Source organism: [Micrococcus luteus] ATCC 49442 (genome assembly GCF_010367585.1).
Lineage (GTDB): Bacteria > Actinomycetota > Actinomycetes > Actinomycetales > Micrococcaceae > Arthrobacter > Arthrobacter luteus_A.
In genome coordinates, this window is the sequence record NZ_JAAAXP010000001.1 from 882,223 (window position 1) to 903,325 (window position 21,103).

The 21,103-nt window shown below is 66.8% G+C and carries 24 protein-coding genes; 12 read left to right on the forward strand and 12 right to left on the reverse strand.

The annotated features are described in order from the left end of the window. Nucleotides 1–82: 82 nt before the first annotated feature. On the reverse strand, nt 83–1,021 hold the full coding sequence (locus GUV69_RS04100; RefSeq protein WP_208786576.1) for a 5'-3' exonuclease: 939 nt from the start codon (nt 1,019–1,021) through the stop codon (nt 83–85). Nucleotides 1,022–1,081: 60 nt separating this feature from the next. Between GUV69_RS04100 and GUV69_RS04105 the strand changes: the two genes are divergently transcribed. Together GUV69_RS04105 and GUV69_RS04110 are read left to right on the forward strand one after the other, a co-directional pair. Next, entirely contained in the window at nt 1,082–1,921 is an 840-nt protein-coding gene (locus tag GUV69_RS04105; RefSeq protein ID WP_164199985.1) for an alpha/beta fold hydrolase, read from the forward strand. A 66-nt stretch (nt 1,922–1,987) separates the two neighbouring features. Beyond that, a complete protein-coding gene (locus tag GUV69_RS04110; protein ID WP_164199987.1) occupies nt 1,988–2,695 on the forward strand; it encodes an SWIM zinc finger family protein in 708 nt (235 codons plus the stop codon). 13 nt (nt 2,696–2,708) lie between these two features. On the opposite strand, the gene GUV69_RS04115 is transcribed toward GUV69_RS04110, so the two are convergent. Next, entirely contained in the window at nt 2,709–3,014 is a 306-nt protein-coding gene (locus GUV69_RS04115) for a putative quinol monooxygenase (protein WP_164199989.1), read from the reverse strand. 183 nt (nt 3,015–3,197) lie between these two features. On the opposite strand from GUV69_RS04115, the gene GUV69_RS04120 reads away from it, so the two are divergent. Next, nucleotides 3,198–4,052 carry an HAD-IIB family hydrolase gene (locus GUV69_RS04120; protein WP_164199991.1) on the forward strand — a complete coding sequence of 285 codons (855 nt, stop codon included), beginning with the start codon at nt 3,198–3,200 and terminating at the stop codon, nt 4,050–4,052. A 74-nt stretch (nt 4,053–4,126) separates the two neighbouring features. On the opposite strand, the gene GUV69_RS04125 is transcribed toward GUV69_RS04120, so the two are convergent. The 8 genes from GUV69_RS04125 to GUV69_RS04160 form a co-directional block, all read right to left on the reverse strand. Next, nucleotides 4,127–5,341 (reverse strand): serine hydrolase domain-containing protein, encoded by a 1,215-nt coding sequence (locus GUV69_RS04125; RefSeq protein WP_164199993.1) that lies wholly within the window; start codon nt 5,339–5,341, stop codon nt 4,127–4,129. A 232-nt stretch (nt 5,342–5,573) separates the two neighbouring features. Continuing rightward, on the reverse strand, nt 5,574–6,044 hold the full coding sequence (locus GUV69_RS04130; protein ID WP_164199995.1) for a flavin reductase family protein: 471 nt from the start codon (nt 6,042–6,044) through the stop codon (nt 5,574–5,576). Nucleotides 6,045–6,114: 70 nt separating this feature from the next. Next, nucleotides 6,115–6,948: an anti-sigma factor gene (locus tag GUV69_RS04135; protein ID WP_164199997.1), complete on the reverse strand. Its 834-nt coding sequence runs from the start codon at nt 6,946–6,948 to the stop codon at nt 6,115–6,117. Next, nucleotides 6,935–7,513, reverse strand: coding sequence for an RNA polymerase sigma factor (locus GUV69_RS04140; RefSeq protein WP_223883931.1), 579 nt, complete (start codon nt 7,511–7,513; stop codon nt 6,935–6,937). The genes GUV69_RS04135 and GUV69_RS04140 overlap by 14 nt, the downstream gene beginning before the upstream one ends. A 49-nt stretch (nt 7,514–7,562) precedes the next feature. Then, on the reverse strand, nt 7,563–8,267 hold the full coding sequence (locus GUV69_RS04145; RefSeq protein ID WP_164200001.1) for a class F sortase: 705 nt from the start codon (nt 8,265–8,267) through the stop codon (nt 7,563–7,565). A gap of 88 nt (nt 8,268–8,355) precedes the next feature. Then, on the reverse strand, nt 8,356–9,246 hold the full coding sequence (locus tag GUV69_RS04150) for a DUF4397 domain-containing protein (RefSeq protein ID WP_164200003.1): 891 nt from the start codon (nt 9,244–9,246) through the stop codon (nt 8,356–8,358). Nucleotides 9,247–9,366: 120 nt separating this feature from the next. Further along, nucleotides 9,367–10,026, reverse strand: coding sequence for a cyclodeaminase/cyclohydrolase family protein (locus tag GUV69_RS04155; protein WP_164200005.1), 660 nt, complete (start codon nt 10,024–10,026; stop codon nt 9,367–9,369). 25 nt (nt 10,027–10,051) lie between these two features. After that, nucleotides 10,052–10,807 (reverse strand): ZIP family metal transporter, encoded by a 756-nt coding sequence (locus tag GUV69_RS04160; protein ID WP_164200007.1) that lies wholly within the window; start codon nt 10,805–10,807, stop codon nt 10,052–10,054. 117 nt (nt 10,808–10,924) lie between these two features. Between GUV69_RS04160 and arfB the strand changes: the two genes are divergently transcribed. Further along, complete coding sequence (gene arfB / locus GUV69_RS04165; RefSeq protein ID WP_164200009.1) at nt 10,925–11,347, forward strand: alternative ribosome rescue aminoacyl-tRNA hydrolase ArfB; 423 nt, start codon at nt 10,925–10,927, stop codon at nt 11,345–11,347. A 52-nt stretch (nt 11,348–11,399) separates the two neighbouring features. Here arfB and GUV69_RS04170 read toward each other — a convergent pair whose 3' ends face one another. Beyond that, nucleotides 11,400–11,888, reverse strand: a complete 489-nt coding sequence (locus tag GUV69_RS04170) for a pyridoxamine 5'-phosphate oxidase family protein (protein WP_164200011.1) — start codon at nt 11,886–11,888, stop codon at nt 11,400–11,402. 138 nt (nt 11,889–12,026) lie between these two features. Here GUV69_RS04170 and GUV69_RS23405 point away from each other — a divergent pair, with 138 nt between their 5' ends. The 8 genes from GUV69_RS23405 to GUV69_RS04210 all read left to right on the forward strand — a co-directional run bounded on the left by GUV69_RS23405 (nt 12,027) and on the right by GUV69_RS04210 (nt 19,170). Next, nucleotides 12,027–13,031, forward strand: coding sequence for a polysaccharide deacetylase family protein (locus GUV69_RS23405; protein ID WP_280113734.1), 1,005 nt, complete (start codon nt 12,027–12,029; stop codon nt 13,029–13,031). Between the two features lie 120 nt (nt 13,032–13,151). Continuing rightward, nucleotides 13,152–13,616 (forward strand): LpqB family beta-propeller domain-containing protein, encoded by a 465-nt coding sequence (locus tag GUV69_RS04180; protein ID WP_164200013.1) that lies wholly within the window; start codon nt 13,152–13,154, stop codon nt 13,614–13,616. Next, nucleotides 13,613–15,310 (forward strand): DUF5671 domain-containing protein, encoded by a 1,698-nt coding sequence (locus GUV69_RS04185; protein ID WP_164200015.1) that lies wholly within the window; start codon nt 13,613–13,615, stop codon nt 15,308–15,310. The genes GUV69_RS04180 and GUV69_RS04185 overlap by 4 nt, the downstream gene beginning before the upstream one ends. 64 nt (nt 15,311–15,374) lie before the next feature. Next, nucleotides 15,375–15,845, forward strand: coding sequence for a GyrI-like domain-containing protein (locus GUV69_RS04190; protein ID WP_164200017.1), 471 nt, complete (start codon nt 15,375–15,377; stop codon nt 15,843–15,845). Continuing rightward, nucleotides 15,845–17,299: a DUF5129 domain-containing protein gene (locus GUV69_RS04195; RefSeq protein WP_164206213.1), complete on the forward strand. Its 1,455-nt coding sequence runs from the start codon at nt 15,845–15,847 to the stop codon at nt 17,297–17,299. Before GUV69_RS04190 ends, GUV69_RS04195 begins: the two co-directional genes overlap by 1 nt. Before the next feature lie 78 nt (nt 17,300–17,377). Then, on the forward strand, nt 17,378–17,836 hold the full coding sequence (locus tag GUV69_RS04200; protein ID WP_164200019.1) for a universal stress protein: 459 nt from the start codon (nt 17,378–17,380) through the stop codon (nt 17,834–17,836). Next, nucleotides 17,833–18,687 carry a universal stress protein gene (locus tag GUV69_RS04205; protein ID WP_164200021.1) on the forward strand — a complete coding sequence of 285 codons (855 nt, stop codon included), beginning with the start codon at nt 17,833–17,835 and terminating at the stop codon, nt 18,685–18,687. The genes GUV69_RS04200 and GUV69_RS04205 overlap by 4 nt, the downstream gene beginning before the upstream one ends. A 24-nt stretch (nt 18,688–18,711) precedes the next feature. Then, on the forward strand, nt 18,712–19,170 hold the full coding sequence (locus tag GUV69_RS04210) for a pyridoxamine 5'-phosphate oxidase family protein (RefSeq protein ID WP_164200023.1): 459 nt from the start codon (nt 18,712–18,714) through the stop codon (nt 19,168–19,170). A gap of 20 nt (nt 19,171–19,190) precedes the next feature. Here the strand turns inward: GUV69_RS04210 and GUV69_RS04215 are convergent, their stop codons facing one another. Beyond that, nucleotides 19,191–21,092: a heavy metal translocating P-type ATPase gene (locus GUV69_RS04215; RefSeq protein WP_164200025.1), complete on the reverse strand. Its 1,902-nt coding sequence runs from the start codon at nt 21,090–21,092 to the stop codon at nt 19,191–19,193. Nucleotides 21,093–21,103: the final 11 nt, after the last annotated feature.

Below are 21,103 nucleotides of genomic sequence, written 5' to 3' on the forward strand. Positions count from 1 at the left end.
AGGCGAACGACGACGGGAGGTTCCCGCCGTCGTTCGCCTGCCTTTATCGGCTGCTTGCCGTTTACCGGACTGGCGCCGTCCGCTACTGGCGAAGGTCAAGCGCGGCGAGAAGCCGGGCCACTGAGCCGCCGAGGTTCCATTCGCCGGCGAGCCGCTCGAGTTCGGCCCGTGATTCGCCCACCACCGGATGCAGCTGCGCGCCGGCTTCCTCGAGCGTCGGCAGCGCAAGGTCACGCACCACGTTCACCACCACGGGCGCAACCTTGAGGTAGTCGCCGGCCGCGGCGAGCTTGGCCCGCACTGACGCAGACAGCCCGCTGCCAGGATCCGATGCCGCCTCGAGGAGACCTTCAAGGGTGCCGTACTCGCCAAGCAGGGTGGCAGCGGTTTTCTCGCCGATACCGGCAACCCCCGGCAGCCCGTCCGAGGCGTCGCCGCGGAGGGTCGCATAGTCGGCGTACTGCCGGGGCAGCACCCTGTATTTCCCCACAACGACCGCTTCGGTGAGGACTTCGAGGTTCCGCATGCCGCGCGCGGTGTAGATCACCCTCGCCTGGCGGTCATCGTCGACAAGCTGGAAGAGGTCGCGGTCTCCGGTCACCACATCCACCGGCAGGTCAGCCTTGCTGGCGTAGGTGCCCACAACGTCGTCGGCCTCATGGTCGGCAGCCCCCACCACGGCAATCCCTGCGACCTCCAGGACGCGGAGGATCATGGGCAGTTGGGCCTCGAGCCCGTCCGGCACCACTTCCACGTCCGGGGCGTTGGCCACCACCTCCGCCACCCTGTGGGACTTGTAGGTGGGAATGAGGTCCACGCGCCACTGCGGACGCCAGTCGTCGTCCCAGCACGCCACCAGGTGTGTCGCCCCGTAATCGGTGGTCAGCCGCGCGATCATGTCCAGCAGGCCGCGGACCGCGTTCACCGGCGTGCCGTCCCCGCGGCGGAGCGTGTCCGGCAGTCCGTAGAAGGCACGGAAGTACAGGGACGCGGTGTCGAGCAGCATCAGGCGTTGGGACATACCTGATCCTGACATGGATGCGGCTCACAGAGACAGAGGCCCGCAGGATACGCTGGTGGTATGTCCCGAGTCAGCGTCAATGGCGTGGATCTCTACTACGAGGAGCGGGGCGAAGGGCTCCCAATCCTGGGCGTGCACGGCTCGCCCAGTTCGGCCGTGCTGTGGGAGGTTGCCGCCCAGGAACTCGCCCTGCATGGACGCTGCATCACCTACGACCGCAGGGGCTTCCACCGCAGCGCCCCGCCGGCGCCATACGCATCCATGGACCTGGTGGAGCATGTCGACGACGCTGCCGCCCTCCTCGCGGCCCTGCACGCCGGTCCGGCCGTGGTCATCGGACGAAGCACAGGCGGGCTCATCGCCCTCGAACTCGCCCGCCGTTTTCCTGACAAAATTAAGGCACTGGTTCTCCTGGAGCCAGCGCTGTTCACCATCGATCCGGACGCTGCGGCGTGGGCCCGGAACCTTCGACGGCGGGTGCTTGAGCTGTCGGCCGGTCAGCCTGGCCTACTGGCTGAATCCGTGATCCGGGAGGCTGCCGGCGACGCGGTCTGGGAATCACTTCCGGCGGAGCTCCAGGAGATGTTCGCGGGCACCAGCAGCGCCGTCCGTGCCGAAATCAACGGCCATGGCTTCGACCTCAGCGACGACGCGCTGGAACTAAGCGAAGGGGACCTGGCCGGAATCCGCCGGCCAACCCTTCTCGTCTCGGCCGAAGACTCTGTGGGAGCTTTCGGTGCCGTCAACGCACGGCTGTCAGGCGCATTGCCGTTCACCCGCACGGTCTTGGTCACGGGCGGGCACGTCATCAATCCAGCCCACCCGGCTGTCCTTGATTTTATCGACCGGATCACCCGCACGGACCCGGCTGCCGGCTGGCGCCGGACGGAGGGTCCGTGATCCGGCCCTGCCGCCACACCGCCGCGCCTGTTTGCGCCGTTGCCGATGTCGGGCAGAATGTGCTCCATGGGGCGATGGAGCGAAGAGCAAGTGATCGGCGCCGCGCCCGACCCCTCGTCCCTGGCTGCTGCCCGGAAGCTGGCGCTCCCGGGCCCCTGGTCTGAGACCGGCAGCAATGATGCCCTGGTCTGGGGCAAGTGCCAAGGCAGCGGCAAGGCCCCCTATCAGGTGAGTGTGGACGTGGCGGCCCCGGCGTACCGTTGCTCGTGCCCGAGCCGCAAGTTCCCGTGCAAGCACGCGCTGGCACTACTGCTGATGTGGGCGCGGGAGGAAATGGCCGACGCCGGCGCGGAGACCGCCTTCGCCGAGGAGTGGGCAACCCAGCGGGCAGAGCGCGCCGCCGGCAAGGAGCGGCGCCACGAGGGTCCGCCGACGGATCCGGCCGCCCAGGCCAGGCGGCTGGCCGACAGGCTGTCACTGATGGACGCCGGCATGGCCGACTTTGGCCGCTGGCTCACGGACCTGGTGCGGACCGGCCTGGCCGCCGCCCGCAACCAGCCGTATTCCTGGTGGGACGGGGTGGCGGGACGCCTGGTTGACGCCCAGCTGCCGGGTCTGGCCGAGCAAGTGCGGACCATGGGATCGGACGTCCATGCCCGCACCGACTGGGCAGATCATCTGCTGTTTCCCGAGCTGATGGCCGCGGCGATCGAACGCAGGGACGTCAGCGAATGGGCCGCCTCGCACGGCATCGCAACGGCCCACACGACCTGACTTCTCTCCGGAATCAGGCCTCCGCTGTGCCTTCGAAGGTCTGGATGGTGCGGCGTGCCAGGCGCGGGATGATCTGCTCTGCGCCGATGCTGCGGACATGGTCGTATTCACGGTGGGCCGCAAAGCCGGCGGCATCGGTGTAGCGCTCGAGGATCACGATGTGGGTGGGGTCTTCAACGCTTTGAAAGTACTCATACGAAAGATTTGCCTCTTCCGTCCGGGTGGCTGCGGCCATCTCGCCCAGCAGGCGGAGAACGGTTTCCGTTTCTTCAGGCTTCACCTGGTAGCGGACAACCACGTCGAAGTATGTCTGTGCCATAACAGCGTTCCTTGCTCTCGAGCCTTGCAGCCGGGTTCGAGGCCGGCAGCCACCTCATCGTAGCTGGCCGGTTACGCATCCAACCGGAACGCCACTCAGGTGGCGCCACATCAGGAATCAGCCTGGCCGTAGCGGAGCAGGGGGACGGCAGCCTATCCCCCCGCCCCTGTAGAATCCCGGAGCATGAGCTCCACACCAAGAACCTCCGCAGCAACCATCCGGGCCGTCTTCCTGGACGTCGACGGCACGTACGCGGACTACGGAATTGTCCCCGAGGGCCATGTGCACGCGGTCCGTGCGGCGCGGGCGGCGGGACACAAAGTCCTGCTGTGCACCGGACGTCCGGTGTCCATGCTGCCGGCGGCCATCCTCGGAGCCGGGTTCGACGGCCTGGTGGCAAGTGCCGGCGCATACGTGGAGGTTGATGGTGAAGTGCTGCTGGACCGCCGGTTCCCTGCCGGCCTCGCAGCCCGAACCGTAGCAGCGCTCGACGCCCACGATGCCGTCTACGTACTTGAAGCCCAGGACTCCCTCCACGTTGCCCCGGAGGCTGAGGCACGGCTTCGCGCCATCATCGAAGAACACTTCCGTCGTGCCCCGGCGGGCCAGCCGAAGGGCTCCTCGGCAATCCTGGGATCCGTGCGCGTCACGCCCGACCGCGCAGCGGCCGCGTTCGCCAAAGTCTCGGTCTTCGAGGCTCCCGTGCCCATGGAGCGCATCGCCCGGGAAATCGGTCCGGATATCGCGGTCGTCGCGAATTCAATCGCCAATGAGGGGCGCCATGCGGGCGAGCTGTACCAGCGCGGTATCAGCAAGGCCGACGGCGTTGCTGCCGTGATTGCACACTTCGGCATCGAACGCGAAAACACTGTTGCGGTCGGTGACGGCCAGAACGACCTCGAAATGATTGCGTTCGCGGGTGTGGGCATTGCCATCGAGGGCTCCTCCCCGGAACTCCTTGCCTTGGCCGACCGCACGGCCGCGCCCCCGCACCGCGAAGGACTGGTTGACGCGTTCACCGAACTGGGCCTCATCTAAGGGAAGGCGGCAGGGCTGCGGGCCGAAGACCGCACCCGGGTCGCCTGAGAGCCTCACCGCCTGGCCGGACCGCGTTACTTGGTGTCCCCGAAGGAGACGCCGCTGCCGAAGCGACAGCTGGCATTGAGGGCAGCTTCCGCGATGCCGGCCAGGTAGCCGTCCAGCGCATTGGTGCCGGAAACCAACGCCGACGGCGCATAGGCCACCGCCAGGGCAATCCGCCGGCGCCCGTCGGCGCTGGCCATGGCAACGGTCCCGTACCCCGGAATATCGCCGACGTAGCCGACGTAGAAGCCATTGGTGCAGCGGTCGTTCCACTTGGAGAGCCCAAGCCCGAACTTTGCGTGGACGGGGCCCTGCATTTCCGCCACCAGGTTCCGGTTAATCAGCTGGCCCGCCAGGAGTGCGCCGAAGAACGTGTTGAGGTCACCCACCGTTGAGATGAGGCCGGTGTCCGCGGCCCCGGCGTGCAGGGCGGCATAAGTTGTGTCGGCGGGGCCGGCGTCGAGGCGTGTATAGCCATGAACCATGTCCTCAGGGAGGGGGCCATCGTCCGTCAGCCGGGTGCTGCTGAGGTTCAAGGGCTGCGTGACATCTGCTTTCAGGACCTCGGCGAGAGGCTTCCCGCGGAGACGCTCAACAATCAGGCCCAGGGCGACGTAGTTGCTGTTCGAGTGCTCGTACCACTGGGAGGGTAAGGGCTGCCAAGGAAGCGTCGCGGCCAACGCGAGTCTGTCAGCAGCGCCCATCCGTTGAGTAAGTGCCTGCTCCCGTGCGGATGAATTCAGCAGGCCGCTGTAGTAGTCGGGGATGTCGGAGGTGTGGCGGAGCAGATCACGCACGGCAGGGAGCTCCCGCCCGGGGAACAGGCTGTGCAGCTCCGGCAGGTACGTGCCGGCCGGTTCGTCGAGGGACAGCCCGCCTTCGTCCGCGAGCCTGAGCACGGAGACGGCAACGAAGGATTCGGTCATGTCACCGGCGTGGATCGGGTCCGTTGCCAGGACAGCGTCCCCACCGGCTTTGCGGACCCCCGCGGCGTGGGTCCAAGGCTCCCCAGCCCCTACACGCAGTTCGAGCAGGACCGCGGAGGCGCCGGCATCGATCAGCTCCCGGCTGGCATGTTCAAGCCCGGCCTTCGGCTCAACGCCACGGTCCGGATAGATCCGGGGGCCAGTGGGCGCGGCTCCTGCCGGGGGCGCCGACGCGGGTGCGGCGGGATCCCGGAAGTCGTGCTCCGTTTCGTACGTGCAGCCGACCAGCACCATGCTGGCTGCAGCTGCGACGGTCATTACTGCCACGCGGGCCGGCGATCCGCGCGCACCGCACCCTGACATCGGACAAACCTTCTGCCTGCCGGTTCCCGGCCCGCCGTGGAGCGGGCTGTTCCGACACTTTTATGCTCCCACCGCTTCCGAACGAGTCAATACCGGCGCCCAGGCGGCCGGCGCCTGGGCGAGCCCGGCCCGGGCATTGTCAGGCGACGGTTTCCAGCAATGTGGCGGGAGACGGCCCACCTTCGAACTAACCGCCCTTGAAGAACAGAAGCGGCTCGGCGTCCTCCCGGGCGCCAAGGGAGCGGACCGCGCCCACCACGATGGTGTGGTCGCCGCCGTCGTACTCTTCATGAAGGTCGCAGTCCACCCAGGCAAGCGCCTGGTCCAGCACCGGGTTGCCCAGCGGCGAGGAGCAGTAATCGACGCCGGCAAACTTGTCGGTTCCGGAACGGGCAAACCGGGCGGCCAGATGCTGGTGCCCGGCGGGCAGGATGTTCACCGTGAAGCGTCCGGCCCGGCGGAGCTGCGGCCACGTGCTCGAGCTGCGGGCGGGGCTGAAGGTGACCAGGGCCGGATCAAGGGAGAGGGAGGAGAAGGACTGGCACGTGAAGCCCGCCGGACCGTTGTCCGTTGCTGCCGTGATCACAGTCAGGCCGGAGGCAAAGTGGCCCAGGACGTGGCGCAGGCGCTGCGGGGTGAGGTCAAAATGTTGTGTCATGTTCTTCCCGACGCGCAAGGCAACGCGGCTTCACGCTCCGAAGCATGGAGTAACGATGCGGCCGCGCATTTCAGGTATTGAGCGTGCCCCTGACGATGCTGACGCTTGAGTGCGCCGGATTGCCGTCCACGGGCTCGTCCGAGACGTCCACGATGGGGAAGTCGGCAAGTTCCAGCCCGGCGGGCACCGCGAAGGTGCCCGAATCCGAATTCATCACGCCCAGGCTGACCAGCCGTGAGAGGTCCGGGGCGATCAGCCAGACTTCCTGGTAACCCTGCGCTTCGTCCTTGCTCAGCTTCACTTCCAGCGTGCGGGAGCCGTCCGCTGCCTCGACCACCTTCGCGGAGCCGGTGGCAGAGTGCTGGGCCAGCGGTGTCAGTTCGGCCTGGGCCAGCGGTGTGGTGGCCTGGTTCAGGCTCCACACGGTTGCTCCAGCAACGAGCACCGTTGCCGCTGCGGCGGCGGCCAGCCAGGTGCCGGGACGCTGCCACCAGGCGGCCGTCCGGCGCCTGGCATCAAGGGAAACAGGCTGATCCGGCGCTCTTTCGTGCACCGGCGCAACGCCAGGCTCCTGCGCGGCTCCCGGTTGCTGCGCTGGCTGCGGTTGTGGCCCGGCTCCCGGTTGTGGCCTGGTCCCTGGAGCATCCCGCACGGTGGCCAGCGGGTCTTCCTGCACTGCCGTGGAGAGGCCAAGTTCCCGGTGGATGCCGGCCCACACGTGCGGGCCGGGTGCTTCAAGGGAGCTGGCGTCCGGCGTCGTCTTCACGGCGGACACCGCGCGGCGCAGTGCCGCGTAATCTTCCGAGCAGACACTGCAGCTGCCCAGGTGTTCCCTGCCGTCCTCATCGAGCCAGTCGTCGTACAGCGCGAGGAGGCTCAACCGGTCCGGATCAAGATGCGGCATGGTCTACCTCCAATCTGTTTCTCAAGTGCGACAAGCTGCGGCGGATATGGCTCTTGACGGTACCAAGCGGAAGTTCAAGTTTCCGGGAGATCTGCTCATGCGTCAGGTCTTCGAAGAAGGCGAGCTTCATAATGGAGCCCTGGGGTTCGCCGAGCCTGTCCAGTTCTCCGTCCAGGAGCAGCCTGTCCGCCAGAACCTCGGCTGTTTCCAGCCCCGGGTCTGCCTCGGCCGGTCCTTGGACCCCGGCCACCGCCAGGACCTTGCGGAACTCCCGCGTCGAGGCCGATTGAGCGTCCGAAATGGCGTTCCGGGTGATGCCCACGATCCAGGCGGGAAGCCGTGCCATCTGGGGGTTGAAGGTACTCCGGGACCGCCAGACCCTGATGAAAACTTCCTGGGTGACGTCGTCGGCCGTTGAACGGTCCCGCAGGGAGCGCAGGGCCAGCGTGTGCACCAGCGGAGCAAACTCGCGGTAGGCCGCTGCCAGGGCACGCTCGTCGCCAGCGACGAAGGAGGAGGTCAGCCCGTCATCCCACCCGGAAGGCGAAGGGTCAGGAAGTGCCAAGCTTGACTCCTTCCCGGCATCGGTGGCGAGAATCACGGCTGGTCGCCGTTCACTCAAGGACCGCGGTGACAATCACATTGTCGCTGTAGTCCATTCGTTCGTCCAGCCATCTTCCTCCGCAGGTCACCACTTTCAGCTCATGCGGACCGGCGCGTCGGAAGAGGGAATCACCGTCAAAACTGTCCTTGGACATCAGGTCCACGGAAACCACCCGATAGGTCAGGGACGATGCATCCTGCCGCCCCACCTCGATGGCAGTCCCTGCCGCCAACGTCTTCAACTGCGACAACGGTGCCCTGTCGGACGTGGTGTCGATGTGCCCGGCGATGACCGCTGTCCCGGCTGCCGCTCCCGGGGCCGCGCCGAACCGGTACCAGCCGGCCTGGTCGAAAGCCTCCGGTAGTTCCATCGCCGTGGCCGCTGCCACGCCCACCGGGATCACCGTCATGTTGATGGACGTTCCCGCCACGGTCAGGGACGTGGGAACGGGAACGGCCGCTGCGGGTGCCGGCGGCGTGGCCGGCCGTACCGGGATGGCGGCTTGAGGGGCCGGTGCCCGGGTTTCCGCCGGGGTGGCTGCGGCGTCGGCGGTAGCCGGGCCGGCGGCCGCGGCCGACGGTGCCACCTGCGCGGGCGGACCGGCAGGGCCGCACGCTGTCAGGAGCAGCGCCGCAGCGGCTGCGGCGAGGCCGGCCCGCCACGGAACGGGTGTGCGACGGCGGGACCCGCCTGCCGTCGTCGTGCGTGGTGTCATGACCCGCCCCTTCCGCGAATGTGACTGCACCTTGCAAATGAAAAGGTGCCCGGCCACCGGCTGCACCGGTGGCCGGGCTACCCGCGTTTCACGCCCGACGGCCGGGCTCCAGGGGTTCCCCTGCCCGAAGGGCGGCGATGGTGCGCATCATGCCGATGCTGCCAAAGAGCAGGACCAGGGCCAGGGCAGCAAATCCGACGGTCACCACCACCAATCCGGCGGAAACACCGCCGTCGATGCCAGTGGCTGCAAGTCCGCTATCCGCTGAGCCGTCACGGGCCCCCGGGACAGAACCTGGTGCCGAGTGCAGGCCTTCGATGGTCTGCACAGCCAGCTGGAGGTTGTTGTCCGCCAGGCTGCCCCAGGCGTAGACGACGGTGTGCGTGCCCTCGGCGACTGTCACATCAGCCGGGCCGATCACCGGGGTGGTGGTGCCGGTTGCAGCCACGGCAGCCGAGATGGTTCCCGGATCAAGGGTCAGGGTCTGTTCGCTGGGGTTGGCCAGGTTGGACACCACGGCCGCGCCTCCGGCGAGCACGTCCACGGCGGGAGCCGCGGCGGTGTGCCGGACAGTCAGCTTGCCCTTGCCCGCCTCGATCCGGGATACGTCATTGGTGAACAGGTTGGCAGTGGGTTTGCCTGCCGCATCGAGGTTGGCGACGGCGGTGTAGTTGCCGTTCGCGGCCAGGTTCACGGTCACGGGCCCGATGGCCGGGGCCGAAGCATCAGCGGCATCCGAAGCGGTGATGGCGAGTTCATAGGCACCAGGCGGCAGCGCCAGTGGGCCTGCCAGCGAACCCGGAGTGAAATCATCGAGCGTGCGGTCACCGTTGACCCAGACATCCACCGTTAACCCGGGCACGCCGTGCAGCACGGAAAGCTGGGCGTCCCCCTCGGCGGCCTGGGCCGGGCCGGCGAAAGCGATTGCTGCCGCAATTGCCGCTGCGCCTGCTCCTGCTGTGAAAATGCTTCTGCGCATGTCCTTCTCCTTCATCGGCCCGCCCCGCGGGCATTTTTTGCTTACACCCCTACTACCGGCGCAGTGCAGGATTTGGATGCATATGCACAGAAATTCTTCGAGGAGTTTTTCCGGCGGGAACTAGGCGTTTTCCGTCGGAGCGGCCCTGTGGTCAATCGCGGCAGTGAGCTGATCGACCTGGTCAAGTGCCGTGGTGAGGCGCTCCACCGTTGCCCACAGGGCCGGATGCTCCTCGCGGACCTGTCCGAGGTCAGCGCCGGCCTTGGTGAGCGCAGCGAGGTCGAAGCTTACGTTGGTTCGCGCCCCGGAGACCGCTGCCCTGAGGGCGCCGAGGGCCACAACAACGTCGGCAACCAGCGCCGGATTGCCATGCGTGGCCAGCCAGCCCAGGTCCGCTATGGCATCGATGGCCCGGTCGCCCAGCACGGCGGACGCCTTGGCCGCATCGACGGATGCCTGGTGGACGGCGGCATCGCGTTCTGCTCCCGGCTCCAGCCGAAATGCGGCACCGAAGGCCTGCGATGCGGAGGAGTCCTCGTCGGCCAGCCGCAGCGCGGCCTTTCGGAGCGCGCGCGCCCGTGAATGGATTCCGGCGAGCTCCGAACGAAGGTGATCGTCGGTTTCGGTGTAGCCGGCAACCATCGAGGCCAGGGATGCGGCGATGGCCAGCATCACCCCCGTTCCGGCCCCGCCGCCCGGCGAGCCGGTGGACTCCGCCAGTGCCCGCGTCCAGTCATCCACCGTTGAGTGTTGCGTTGTCACGTGGTCAGCATCATCCATCACACCAGTCTGCACGTCGGTGGCGTCAACCGCCCACATGGTGGATCGTAAATGCGGTCAGGAAGCCGACGGCGGCCGTAAACCCGGTCAGGTTGTGATGCTCTTCGAAGGCCTCCGGGATCATGGTGTCTGCCAGCATGGCGAGAATTCCGCCCGCGGCGACGGCCGTGATGAACGCAATCAGTTCAACGGGCGCATTCTCCAGGGCTGCGAAGCCGAGCAGGGATGCCAGCCCGCAGAAGACGGCGATGCCGGTCCACGTGCCGAAAACATATGCCGGACCCCTGCCGGCCTTCTTCATCCCGGCTGTGCTGGACAAACCCTCGGGAACGTTCGAAATAAAGACGGCGGCGAGCATGGCCGGACTGACCGTCCCTGACGCCACAAGTCCCAGTCCGAGAACCACCGATTCGGGGATCCCGTCGATCAGGGCACCGATCGCTATGGCCGTGCCGCTGCCGGGCGCATCCTGCTCCGAAGGCTGCTTCTCCCCCGACCGTTTCCGGTGCTTTGCTCCGGCGCGGGCAAGCAGGACATTGGAGCACACAAAGATCAGGGCGCCGGCCAGGAAGCCCACCACCGTGGGCAGCAGACCGCCGCCCTCCACAGCTTCATCAACCAGTTCAAAGGCCAACGCCGAGATCAGCACGCCAGCCCCGAACGCCATCACCGTTGACACGAGCTTTGGCGGGATTTTCCATAACCAGGCGATCCCGGACCCAAGAACCAGGGCCCCGCCGGCCACCGTCCCCCACATCAGAGCCTGCAACCACATCGGCATGATTTCCTTCCCTCCACGTCAGCCAGGCTCTTCGGTCCACCCGAGACGATGCTAGTCCGGGGCCGCGGCACTATACGGGAGGCTGGGACATCGCGGATTTAATGCAACGCTGGTTCCATGGATCTGGAGGTGTCGCCCGCGCTGACCATCCCGTCGTCGGAACTCGGCTGGCGGTTCTCGCGCTCGTCCGGTCCCGGCGGCCAGCACGTCAACACAACGGACAGCCGGGCCGAGCTCTCCTGGAACGTTGCGGAGTCCGCGGCGCTTTCCGACGTCCAGCGGATGCGGCTGCTGACGCGCCTCGAGAGGCGCCTCATCGCCGGCGTGATCACCGTGACTGCTTCCGAACAGCGCTCCCAGCTGCGGAACCGGGAGATCGCCCTGGCCAAGCTCGCCGGCCTTGTGGCTGCCGGCCTGGCTCCCGATGCCCCCAACCGGCGGGCAACTAAACCCACCCGCGGGTCAAAGCGCCGGCACCTCGCAGCAAAACAAAAGCGGTCAGCAACCAAGCAGCAGCGAAAGCGGCCATCTGCCGAGTAGCACGCGTGGTGTCCGCCGGGTATGCCGTCCGCCTGGAGCGACGCCACCACCGTTACTGAAATGACGACGTGGCGGGATCGAACTCCGGTGGATGCCAGACGCCGGGGCGGGTTGTGTGGAACCGGCGTCCGGTCACCGACCCGGGCGTCAGCCTGATGTAATTGTGCTTTTCACCCGATTGCCAGGGTTCCAGCCCAAGGGCGTCCACCGCAGCAATCTGTTCCGGCTCGACGATCACATGGGCCTGGCCGCTCACAACGACACTCCAGGCGGACTGGGAGTCGGCCTGGTACCCGTCAGCTTCAATAGCGATGTCCTGTCCGACGCTTCCCCAGAATGCCGTTCCTGCCGCGGTACGGAAAACCACACTTTTCCCGTCCAGAACGTAGTTGATGGGAAAGATCTTCGGCCGCTGCTCCACGATGACAGCCAGCCGTCCAACGACGCTTTCGGCCAGCAATTCCCAGCAGGCGTCAGGGGCGAGCCGCCGGGTGCCGGCGTCAAAGCCCTCAGGGGACGGGCTCGGAGTGGTGGTGTTCATCTCCTGAGGGTAGAGCGCGGGGCAGTCCCGGCATCAGGGCCGAAGGGCCTGCCTTCCGCCGGAAACGCCGGTGCCGGGTGTTGATGTGGAGGACCAAAGCCCCTGCCACTTGGCCGTCCTGCGCCTCATGATGAGGCTGTGTCGACGGCAGCTGGAGGTAGCGCGCGACGACGGGTGGCCGCCGTCGCGGCGGCGCTTGTCCTGGTCGTCGTTGCGGTGGTGCTCGCAGTGATGCTCGCTGTCCGGCCCGGCAGTGCGCCGCCCCCGGCGGTTCCGCCCGACGGTGCGTCCTCCGCACCAGGCACGAATTCCGCCAGCGCACCGGGCCCGAACTCCTCCACCGCGGCGGCGACATCCGCTGCACCGCCTCTGCCGCCGCCACCCCCGGCGGGCACTGACACTCCGGAAGCGGGCCAGACTCCGGTCCAGCCTCCCGTCATTGTCCCCCCGCTCCCCGGGCCGACAGTGCCTGAGGCAACTTCCCCGCTGCCGGGTGACCCGTTCCCGCCGGCTCTGCGGGACCGGGACCTAACGGTGGTCCCGGGCGCCGGGAATGTGGTGGCCCTGACGTTTGACGCCGGAGCAAACGCGGCGGGGCTGCCGAAAATACTGACGGCCCTGGCCGCCAGGGACGTGGCCGGGACCTTCTTCCTGACCGGAAACTGGGCTGTCTCGAATCCGGACCAGGTCAGACAGATCATGTCGGCCGGACACCGCGTGGCCAACCACTCCATGACACACCCCGGATTCACGGGCCTGTCCGATGCACTCATCGCCCAACAGGTTTTAGGAGCCGAACAGGCCCTTGCAGAGCTGGGCGCGGATCCACGCCCTTTCTTCCGCTTTCCCTACGGCGAACGGGATGCCCGGACCATAGCAGCCGTGAACGGCCTGGGCTACGTCCCGGTCCGATGGACGGTGGACACCCTGGGGTGGAAGGGAACCAGCGGGGGAACCACCACTCAAACGGTCGCGGATCGGGTCCTTGCCAATCTCCAGCCCGGTGAAATCGTCCTGATGCACATCGGCTCAAACCCCGACGACGGCAGCACCCTGGACGCCGATGCACTCCCGGGGATCATCGAACAAGTCAGCGCCGCCGGTTACGGCTTCACTACCCTCGACGCACTCCTGGGCGATTAGGAACCCCTGTCCGCCCGCGCGATGTTCGGCTCTGCCCCGCAGCAGTTCGAACGCGAAAAACTGACCGGCTCAGGGCCTAAGGACCGATACAAAAGATGGCTGGTAGGCCATACTGACGGCATGAGTGCTGCCAGGGGAAAACCCGACCGGATTCTGATCGCCATCCTGTCCGCGATTGCACTGTTGGTGGTCGTCGCCCTGGCAGTCGTTTTCACCCGCGGGGAGCCGGAGTCGCTTGATGAAACCACACCCCAGGGTGTGGTCCAGCGGTACAGCACAGCCGTCGTCGACGGCGATACGGCAACAGCCACGTCCTACCTCACGGCATCGGCCAAGTCCCTGTGCACCGGGTTCCATGACAGCGGGCCGCTGCCCACGCGCGTGGTTTTGATCTCTGCCACGGAACGGGACAACACGGCGCTGGTGAAGGTCTCCGTGGTCAACTCAGGGTCGGGTAGCCCGTTCGGGCCGTCCGAGTACGAGACGGAGGATCGTTTCTCCCTGGTGAAGACAGATGGCAGGTGGCTGGTTGACCGGGCACCGTACCAGCTTATGTCGTGCACCGGAACGCCCGTGAAGCCATGAGTTCCGGCATCCGGACAACAGTGCCGCCGGTTGGTTCCGCCCAGCTCACGCTCCGGCGACTGATCCTCTACGCCCTGCTGTTCGCCCTGGTGGTGATCGCAGCATCGGGTCTCAGCGGGCTCCTGGAACGCCTCTTCAGCACCGGCGCCGAGCTGGCGTCAACGGACGTGGCAGGCCTGGCCCGCTCCCTTGCCTTCACGCTGATCGGGGGGCCGCTCGCCGCCCTCCTGTGGTGGGTTGTCTGGAAGAGGCTCGACGACGGCGCGGAGCGCAGCTCCGTGGGGTGGGGCCTGTACCTGTCCGCCGTCTATGCAGTCTCCCTGATCACCTCTGCCACTGCCTTCCTCGGGCTGGCCGCGTCCTTCATCGGCCAGCCCGAACAGCGGTGGTATTCGCCCCTGTCGAACGGGCTTGTGTGGGCCGGCATCTTTATCTGGCACCGTTGGATGTGGCGGCACCCCCTCAAAGGCCCGGGCACTCTCCACGATCTCCCGGCAGTCATCGGTTCGGTCTTCGGGCTGGTGGTGGGCGCTGTTGCCGCCATCACGGCCCTGGGCGGTCTGCTCGACGTCGCGATCCGGGGCTACATCAGCCTGACGCCGGGAGGCGACACCTGGTGGCAGGCCGTGCTCCGGGCGCTGGTCTGGGCTGTTGGCGGAAGCCTCGTGTGGTGGTGGCACTGGCACCGGGGCGGCGGCCGGAAACTGGACACCGCCCTGGTGGATGTGGCGCTGATCGCCGTGGGCATCTTCGCAGCGGGCATCACCGCACTCGGCGGGGCCGGCGTCGTCATTTTTGTGCTCCTGAGAACAGCGTTCGACCGGGCTGAGCCGATGAACGAACTGCTGTCCCCGCTGGGTCCGGCCATCGCCGCAGCCGCGGTCGGTGCCCTGGTGTGGCGCTATCACCGCGTCAGCGGGGCTGAACGGTCAGTTGCCAGCCGGCGTGCAGGCCGGCTGGTGACATCCGGGGTTGCCCTGGCAGCGGCTGCGTCCGGCATCGGGGTGGTAATCAATGCTTCGCTTGCCATGGCGGTTTCACCCCTCGCGGGCGGCGGCACACGGACGCTCCTGCTGGGAGGCCTCAGCTCCCTGGCTGTGGGCGGCCCGGTCTGGTGGCGGGCATGGAGGCCAACGAGGCCGCCGCAGACCGCGGACACCATTGCGCCAGGCAGGCGTGTCTACCTCATAGCCTTCTTCGGCATCAGTGCCGTCGTGGCTCTGATCGCCCTCCTCGTCATTGGCTACAGGCTCTTCGAGTTCCTCCTGGGCGAGGTAACCGGGGGCAGCCTCCTGGACCGTACCCGCGCGCCGCTGGGTCTCCTGGTTGCGGCCGGCCTCGTGGCCGCCTACCACTTCGGCCTGTGGCGGCGGGAACGCGCGCTCCTGGCAGCGGCTTCCCCGGCCAGGGAACGCACCATTGATCACGTCACGCTGGTGACAGCCTCCGACCCGGCGCCGCTGTCCAGGGCCATCCACACGGCCACCGGTGCCCGCGTCGCCGTGTGGAAAAGGACGGACGCCGCCGGTACCGCACAACCGGCCGGTGCCGTCCCGGAACCTGAGCTCGCGGAGCGGGTGGTTGCAGCGCTCGGCAGCGTCACCGCACAGAATGTCCTGCTGGTGATCGGCCCGGCGGACGGCCAAAAGGCCCGCATTGATGTAATCCCCCTGGAAGGCCCGGCAAGGCGGTGATGGGCCGGAGCGGTGTGCCTTTCGGCCCTGTAAGGAATCCCTTCCGTGGTGGATTCTGGTCCGTATGAATGCACCGGCTCCGAAACCAACGCTTGTCCACTGCACCGAACAGCCAACTGCCGTCCTTCGCGAAAACGTCGCAATGAATGCCCTGACTGAATTCTTCGGCCGGGCATTCGGGACTGTGGTCCAGGAAGCGCAGAGGCAGAATGTCCAACTCACCGGACCGCCGTTCGCCCTGTACCGCGGAATGCCGACGGATACGGTGGACGTTGAAGCCGGCTTTCCGGTCTCCGGCGCTCTGTCCGACGCCGGAACCGTGGTCGCGGGCACGCTTCCCGATATTGATGCCTTCGAGGCTCTGCATACCGGCCCCTACGACCGGCTGGAAGAGACGTACACGGCCATCCAGGACAGCATCAGGGAGGCTGGAAAGAACCCGTCAGATACCATGTGGGAGTTCTATCTGAACGGCCCCGACACGGAGCCCGATCCGTTGAAATGGCAGACACGGGTTGTGTGGCCGGTGACCTGATGATCAGGACGGTCAGGCTGCTGCTGATGCTGGTGCTGGCCGTGTTGCTCGGCGGCGGCGCAGCAGCCCTGCCGCGTGCCGTCACCCCCACGGACGTCGTCATCGAGGACCGGGCGGGAGTTCTGGACCGCAACACGCTGGTGCCGGCCATCGCCGGGATCGAGTTCCATGAGCCCACGAAAGTGGCCGTCTACACCTACAACGGCAGCACCACGGACAACCTTAACGAAGAGGTCCTCAGGTTCGCCCGCACGGAACACCCGGACTGGATCAGCCCCGACGGGCAGAAATGGGCTGACGGGTTGTTCATCTTCGCGCTCGATCCTGTGGGCCGGCATGTGGGCACGTACATGGGTGAGGACCGGAAGGTTTCGCTGGAACAGCGGGATGACATCCAGAACGCCGCAAAGGACCTACTCCGGGACGCCCAATGGACGGATGGAACCATCGCCGGAATCCGGCGCGGCGCCGAACTGATCAACCAGCCCTGGTACCGGTCTGCCGCCTTCCTGATAACAGCGTGGGTGACCGGCGGGGCCGCTGTTCTCGGTGCCGGCGCCTTGATGCTGGTACGGGCTGTCACCAGATCAACGGCCCGGAAGGAGCTGGAGCGCGGCGACCGGAGCTATGCCAATGTGAGCACGGACCTGGACGTCACAGAACTGAACGCCGGCACCATTCCGGAGGCCTCCCGCTACGGCAGCAGTGTCCTGGAGAAGCACCGCACCTTCCTCAACCGTTACAACGCCGCCACCGGGCTCTCCAACCGTGTCCATGCCCTGACGCCGAAGGAACTGGGCCGCAGGCCGAATCTCAAGCTCGTGCGGGAGTACGCGGACGCGGCCGCGGAACTGGACGCCTTGGACGACGTTATTGCCGACAGCAACGCCCTCCTCAACAAGTTCACCACCTGGCCCACCGCCTGGGACCGGCAACTGGCGCCCTTCCGCAACGACCTGGCAGGCGTGGAGCAGCTGCTCAGCAAACGCCACGGGCAAAGCGGCTCCGCTACCGCCGCAGCGCTCAGGTCCTTCCGTGACGAGAGCCTGCGCAACATCGAACGCTGGACCGCAGAACTAGCAGACGGAACCATCACCCCGGAATCGGCCCTCGACCGGCTGCGCGATGCCCGGAGCCACCTGTCAGTACTCCTGAAGAACCATGCAGAAACCGTGATCGAGGGCTTTGCCAAGACGGACCGTGAAGCAAACCTCATGCGCAAGGAGATGGAGGATGCGCAGGAAGGCACAGACCGGCAGCATCGGAGGACGTATGAACCCAGCATCCTCGGCACGGTCTACCCGTCCTACTACTTCTTTTCGGTCCCTGCCTTCAACACCGGCCTCAACACCGGCGTCGGCAGCGTCAATTCTGCCCGGGGCGGCGGTGCAACCACGGGCTACGGCAGCAGCGGCGGAAGCTTCTCGGGCTCAGGCAGCTCCTCGAGTTTCTAGGTGACTTTCGGCCCTACAGACCCGTTGTCCGAGGACGCAGGCTGGAGTTAAAGCAGCCACGTACCGAAGGGAACAGCCATGGAGGACTCAGAGAGCGCCAGATTCGTGGTGGGGGTAGACGGCTCGGAGGCGTCCGTGGAGGCGCTGCGGCAGGCCCAGGCGCTGGCTGCTCCCATCGGGGCCAAGGTGCTGGCCACCGCCTACTGGGACGAGCCGCAGGTTTACGCCGGGTACGTAACCATGGGAATCGACCGCTTCGAGGAACGCGTCGGGATCGTCCTCAACGAAGCCCTGGAACAGGCCTTCGGCGACAACATTCCGCCGAACGTCGTCCCGCGTGTTGTCCGGGGCCATCCCCGGGACTCCCTCATCGACGCGAGCCGCCACGCAGACATGATCGTTGTAGGCAGGCGGGGTCACGGAGGATTCGGCGGCCTGCTGCTGGGCTCTGTCAGCTCAGCCTGTGTTGCGCATGCGCACTGCCCCGTTTTAGTTGTCCATAGCCCCGACAAAAAGAAGAAGGAAGACCAGCCGTGAGAACGTCCAAGCCGATCGCTGTCGCCACCAACGACTCCCCGCAAAGCCAGGCCGCCGTGGAGTGGGCTGCCAGACGGGCTGCCAAGGCCGGCCTGCCGCTGACCATCCTTTACGTCGTTGACGACCGCTGGGTGGCCGAACCCATCCCGTGGACCGGTGAGCTGGTGGAGGAGGGCGAACGCCTGGTGGAGAAAGCTGCCGCACGCGTGCGGGACGGCCTTCCGGTTGAGGTGACCACCAAAGTCCTGGAGGGCGGGATCTCGGGCTCGCTCCGGAAATACTCCACTCAGGTATCCATGCTGGTGGTTGGCTCCGGCGCTCCGCATCTTGGCGGTTCGTTGCGGGACCGGGCCTTGCAGGTGGCGGCGGCTGCCAAGTGTCCGGTGGCTGTCATCGGCGTCCATGACGCCGAAGGCCGGAAGGGTGTTGTGGTCGGCGTTGACGGGTCCGAAGAGGCTACCCAGGCCGTTGCGTTCGCTGCCGCAGAGGCGGACCGGGAAGGCGAGGAGCTGACGGTGGTTTATGCCGTCTGGCAACCCGACAAATGGGTCGACAGTGGCGCCCTGACCCAGACGCTGTCCCAGCGCATTGAGGACGAGGAGCAGATGGTGCTGGCCGAAACAGTCTCGGGCCTCCGCGAGGATTACCCGGATCTGGTGGTGCACAAGGTCCTGGATACCGTGATGGAGCCGGCTGCTGCGCTGGTGAAGGCCGCCGAGGGAGCCAGTCTGCTGGTGGTAGGGAGCCGAGGACGTGGCGGCTTCAGACGGCTGCTGCTCGGGTCCACAGCGCACGCGGTTCTGACGCATTTGCCGTGCCCCACGGTGATAACCCCAATCCACCGCGGCTAGCACCGGATGTAGTAGCCTGCGAGCATGCAAAGCCACACTTCGGGACCTGAGACAGAAGTCCTCTCCGTTCATGACTGCTGGAAATACCTCCGGGCCGCGTCGGTCTGCAGGGTTGCGGTGGTTACCGGCGGCGAGCCGGAAATCTTCCCGGTGAACTACGTTCCCGATAACGGCACGGTGGTGTTCCGTACCGCATCGGGAAGGAAGCTGGACGCGGTGCTCGCCGGCAGTGCCATCGCGTTGGAGGCAGACGGCTTCAATAAATACGGGACCATTGCCTGGAGTGTGGTGGTCAAAGGCACCGCTGCGGTCGTGGATTCGCAGGAGAGTTTCCAGGAGGCTGCCGATGCCGGGCTCTCACCGTGGGAGTCCGGAAGCAAGGATCATCTGGTGCGGGTGACCCCCTCCGAGGTCACCGGCCGGCGCTTCGTGATCAATCCGCCGTCGCGTTGGTGGCCGCCGCTGGACTCCGGGCAGCCCTGATAGCGGCCGACGACGGCGGTTCACCTCACGGCGCCGACCCTTGCCGGAGTGCCGCCCACCGCCGTCGTGGTTTCCCTCCTGCCGCTGCGGAGAGCGCGCAGCGCGTTGAGGATCGTGGCGAGGTCAACCACCTCCTGGAGGAGTGCGCCCGCCACGGCGGGGATGTAGCCGAAGACAGCTGCAATCATGAGTCCGATGCTGAGCAGGATGCCCGTCCAGATGCTCGCCAGGGCAATCCGAATGGTGCGCTGACCGATGTCCACGGCCAGCGCCGCTTTGGACAGATCGTCGAGCATGATGACCACGTCCGCCGACTCACTCGCAGCGGTTGATCCTCTGGCCCCCATCGCGATGCCGATCTCTGCGGCGGCCAGGACCGGAGCGTCGTTGACGCCGTCGCCCACCATCATGACGGGACGTTTCTGCAGTCCTGCCACGATGGAAACCTTGTCACCGGGCAGGCAGCCTGCCTGGACCTGGCTGATCCCGGCCTGCAGCGCGATTTGTTCTGCCGTGGGAAGGGCGTCGCCGGTGAGCAGGAGGGTTTCCCGCACGCCAAGGCGCCGAAGCCCGGCCAGCGTGTCCACCGCATTACCCCGCAGGGGGTCGCTCATGATCAGCGCTCCCCCAAAGTGACCGTCCACACCCACGTAAACCGCCAGTTGTCCGCCGGCAAGGCCGGCCTCCTCAAAACCTGTGGTGACCGATCGGACGAAGCCGGGTTTTCCCACCACCACCCTGTGGTTCCCGCAGGTAGCGGTGACTCCCTGTGTGGCGTGTTCATTCGCGTCGCTGCCGGGCAGGAGTTCGAGGCCGCGCTGCCGGGCGGCGGCAATGACCGATGATGCGAGCACGTGGGACGAATACTGCTCTGCCGACGCAGCGAGCTGCAGCAGCCGGTCCTCACTGACTGGCGGGCCGGCCGCCTTGGGCAACCTGATGCCGTGCAATGTTGGCCGGCCGTGCGTGAGCGTGCCGGTTTTGTCGAAGACGGCCGTCCGCACCCGGGCGAGCTGTTCAAGGGTGCCGCCGTTTTTGATGATGATGCCCGAACGTGCCGCACGGCTGGTGCCGGCAAGGAACGCCACCGGGGCTGCAATGAGCAGCGGGCAGGGTGTTGCCACCACCAGGACCTGGGCGAACCGGGCCGGGTCCTGGCTGAAATACCAGCCCGCTCCGGCCAGTGCGAAGGCCAGGAAGGTGAAAGGGACGGCGTACCTGTCGGCGAGCCGGACCACTGGCGGGCGGCTTGCTGCTGCCTCCTGCACCAGGGCGACGATCTGGCTGTACTGCGAGTCCTTCGCCGTGGCTGTCGCTGTCATCTTCACGGCGTTATCACCGTTGACCGATCCGCTGAGCAGCATGTCGCCTGCCGCGTGCTCCACCGGCAGGCTCTCCCCTGTCAGCATGGATTCATCGAAGCTGCCGGTCCCGGTGAGCAGCACCCCGTCCACGGGCACCACTTCCGAAGGTTTGATCAGGAGCACGTCACCGGGACGGACCGCTTCAGCGGGGATGTCTTCGGGCGGACCGCCGTTCACTTCCCGGTGGGCGGTCTGGGGAGTGCGCTCAAGCAAGGACCGTAGCTCACGGGTTGCCCGGCCCTGGGCGATGTCTTCGAGGGCTTCACCCCCTGCGAGCATAAGCACGATGATCAGGGCCGCAACATATTCGCCGACGGCCACCGTGGCGCCGATGGCCGTCACGGCCAACAGGTCGATGCCCCACCGGCCCCCGAGCAATGCCTTGAACATGGACCCGGACCGGATAACCGCAATGAGGACCGCATAGGCGCTTGCAGTCCACCGGGCCGCCGGATCCTCCCCCACTGCCAGCAGCACCGAGACGACTGCCCCCACCCCCACGGTGGCCGCCACCACGGGGAATCGCACAATCGCCGTCCTGAGGAGAGTCGGGTTCATAGTTATGACCC

Bases quoted from the DNA above. Each gene is read 5' to 3' on its own strand.
- GUV69_RS04100 (WP_208786576.1), bottom strand. From the start codon at position 1,021: ATGTCCCAACGCCTGATGCTGCTCGACACCGCGTCCCTGTACTTCCGT.
- GUV69_RS04105 (WP_164199985.1), top strand. From the start codon at position 1,082: ATGTCCCGAGTCAGCGTCAATGGCGTGGATCTCTACTACGAGGAGCGG.
- GUV69_RS04110 (WP_164199987.1), top strand. From the start codon at position 1,988: ATGGGGCGATGGAGCGAAGAGCAAGTGATCGGCGCCGCGCCCGACCCC.
- GUV69_RS04115 (WP_164199989.1), bottom strand. From the start codon at position 3,014: ATGGCACAGACATACTTCGACGTGGTTGTCCGCTACCAGGTGAAGCCT.
- GUV69_RS04120 (WP_164199991.1), top strand. From the start codon at position 3,198: ATGAGCTCCACACCAAGAACCTCCGCAGCAACCATCCGGGCCGTCTTC.
- GUV69_RS04125 (WP_164199993.1), bottom strand. From the start codon at position 5,341: ATGACCGTCGCAGCTGCAGCCAGCATGGTGCTGGTCGGCTGCACGTAC.
- GUV69_RS04130 (WP_164199995.1), bottom strand. From the start codon at position 6,044: ATGACACAACATTTTGACCTCACCCCGCAGCGCCTGCGCCACGTCCTG.
- GUV69_RS04135 (WP_164199997.1), bottom strand. From the start codon at position 6,948: ATGCCGCATCTTGATCCGGACCGGTTGAGCCTCCTCGCGCTGTACGAC.
- GUV69_RS04145 (WP_164200001.1), bottom strand. From the start codon at position 8,267: ATGACACCACGCACGACGACGGCAGGCGGGTCCCGCCGTCGCACACCC.
- GUV69_RS04150 (WP_164200003.1), bottom strand. From the start codon at position 9,246: ATGCGCAGAAGCATTTTCACAGCAGGAGCAGGCGCAGCGGCAATTGCG.
- GUV69_RS04155 (WP_164200005.1), bottom strand. From the start codon at position 10,026: ATGGATGATGCTGACCACGTGACAACGCAACACTCAACGGTGGATGAC.
- GUV69_RS04160 (WP_164200007.1), bottom strand. From the start codon at position 10,807: ATGCCGATGTGGTTGCAGGCTCTGATGTGGGGGACGGTGGCCGGCGGG.
- arfB (WP_164200009.1), top strand. From the start codon at position 10,925: ATGGATCTGGAGGTGTCGCCCGCGCTGACCATCCCGTCGTCGGAACTC.
- GUV69_RS04170 (WP_164200011.1), bottom strand. From the start codon at position 11,888: ATGAACACCACCACTCCGAGCCCGTCCCCTGAGGGCTTTGACGCCGGC.
- GUV69_RS04180 (WP_164200013.1), top strand. From the start codon at position 13,152: ATGAGTGCTGCCAGGGGAAAACCCGACCGGATTCTGATCGCCATCCTG.
- GUV69_RS04185 (WP_164200015.1), top strand. From the start codon at position 13,613: ATGAGTTCCGGCATCCGGACAACAGTGCCGCCGGTTGGTTCCGCCCAG.
- GUV69_RS04190 (WP_164200017.1), top strand. From the start codon at position 15,375: ATGAATGCACCGGCTCCGAAACCAACGCTTGTCCACTGCACCGAACAG.
- GUV69_RS04195 (WP_164206213.1), top strand. From the start codon at position 15,845: ATGATCAGGACGGTCAGGCTGCTGCTGATGCTGGTGCTGGCCGTGTTG.
- GUV69_RS04200 (WP_164200019.1), top strand. From the start codon at position 17,378: ATGGAGGACTCAGAGAGCGCCAGATTCGTGGTGGGGGTAGACGGCTCG.
- GUV69_RS04210 (WP_164200023.1), top strand. From the start codon at position 18,712: ATGCAAAGCCACACTTCGGGACCTGAGACAGAAGTCCTCTCCGTTCAT.
- GUV69_RS04215 (WP_164200025.1), bottom strand. From the start codon at position 21,092: ATGAACCCGACTCTCCTCAGGACGGCGATTGTGCGATTCCCCGTGGTG.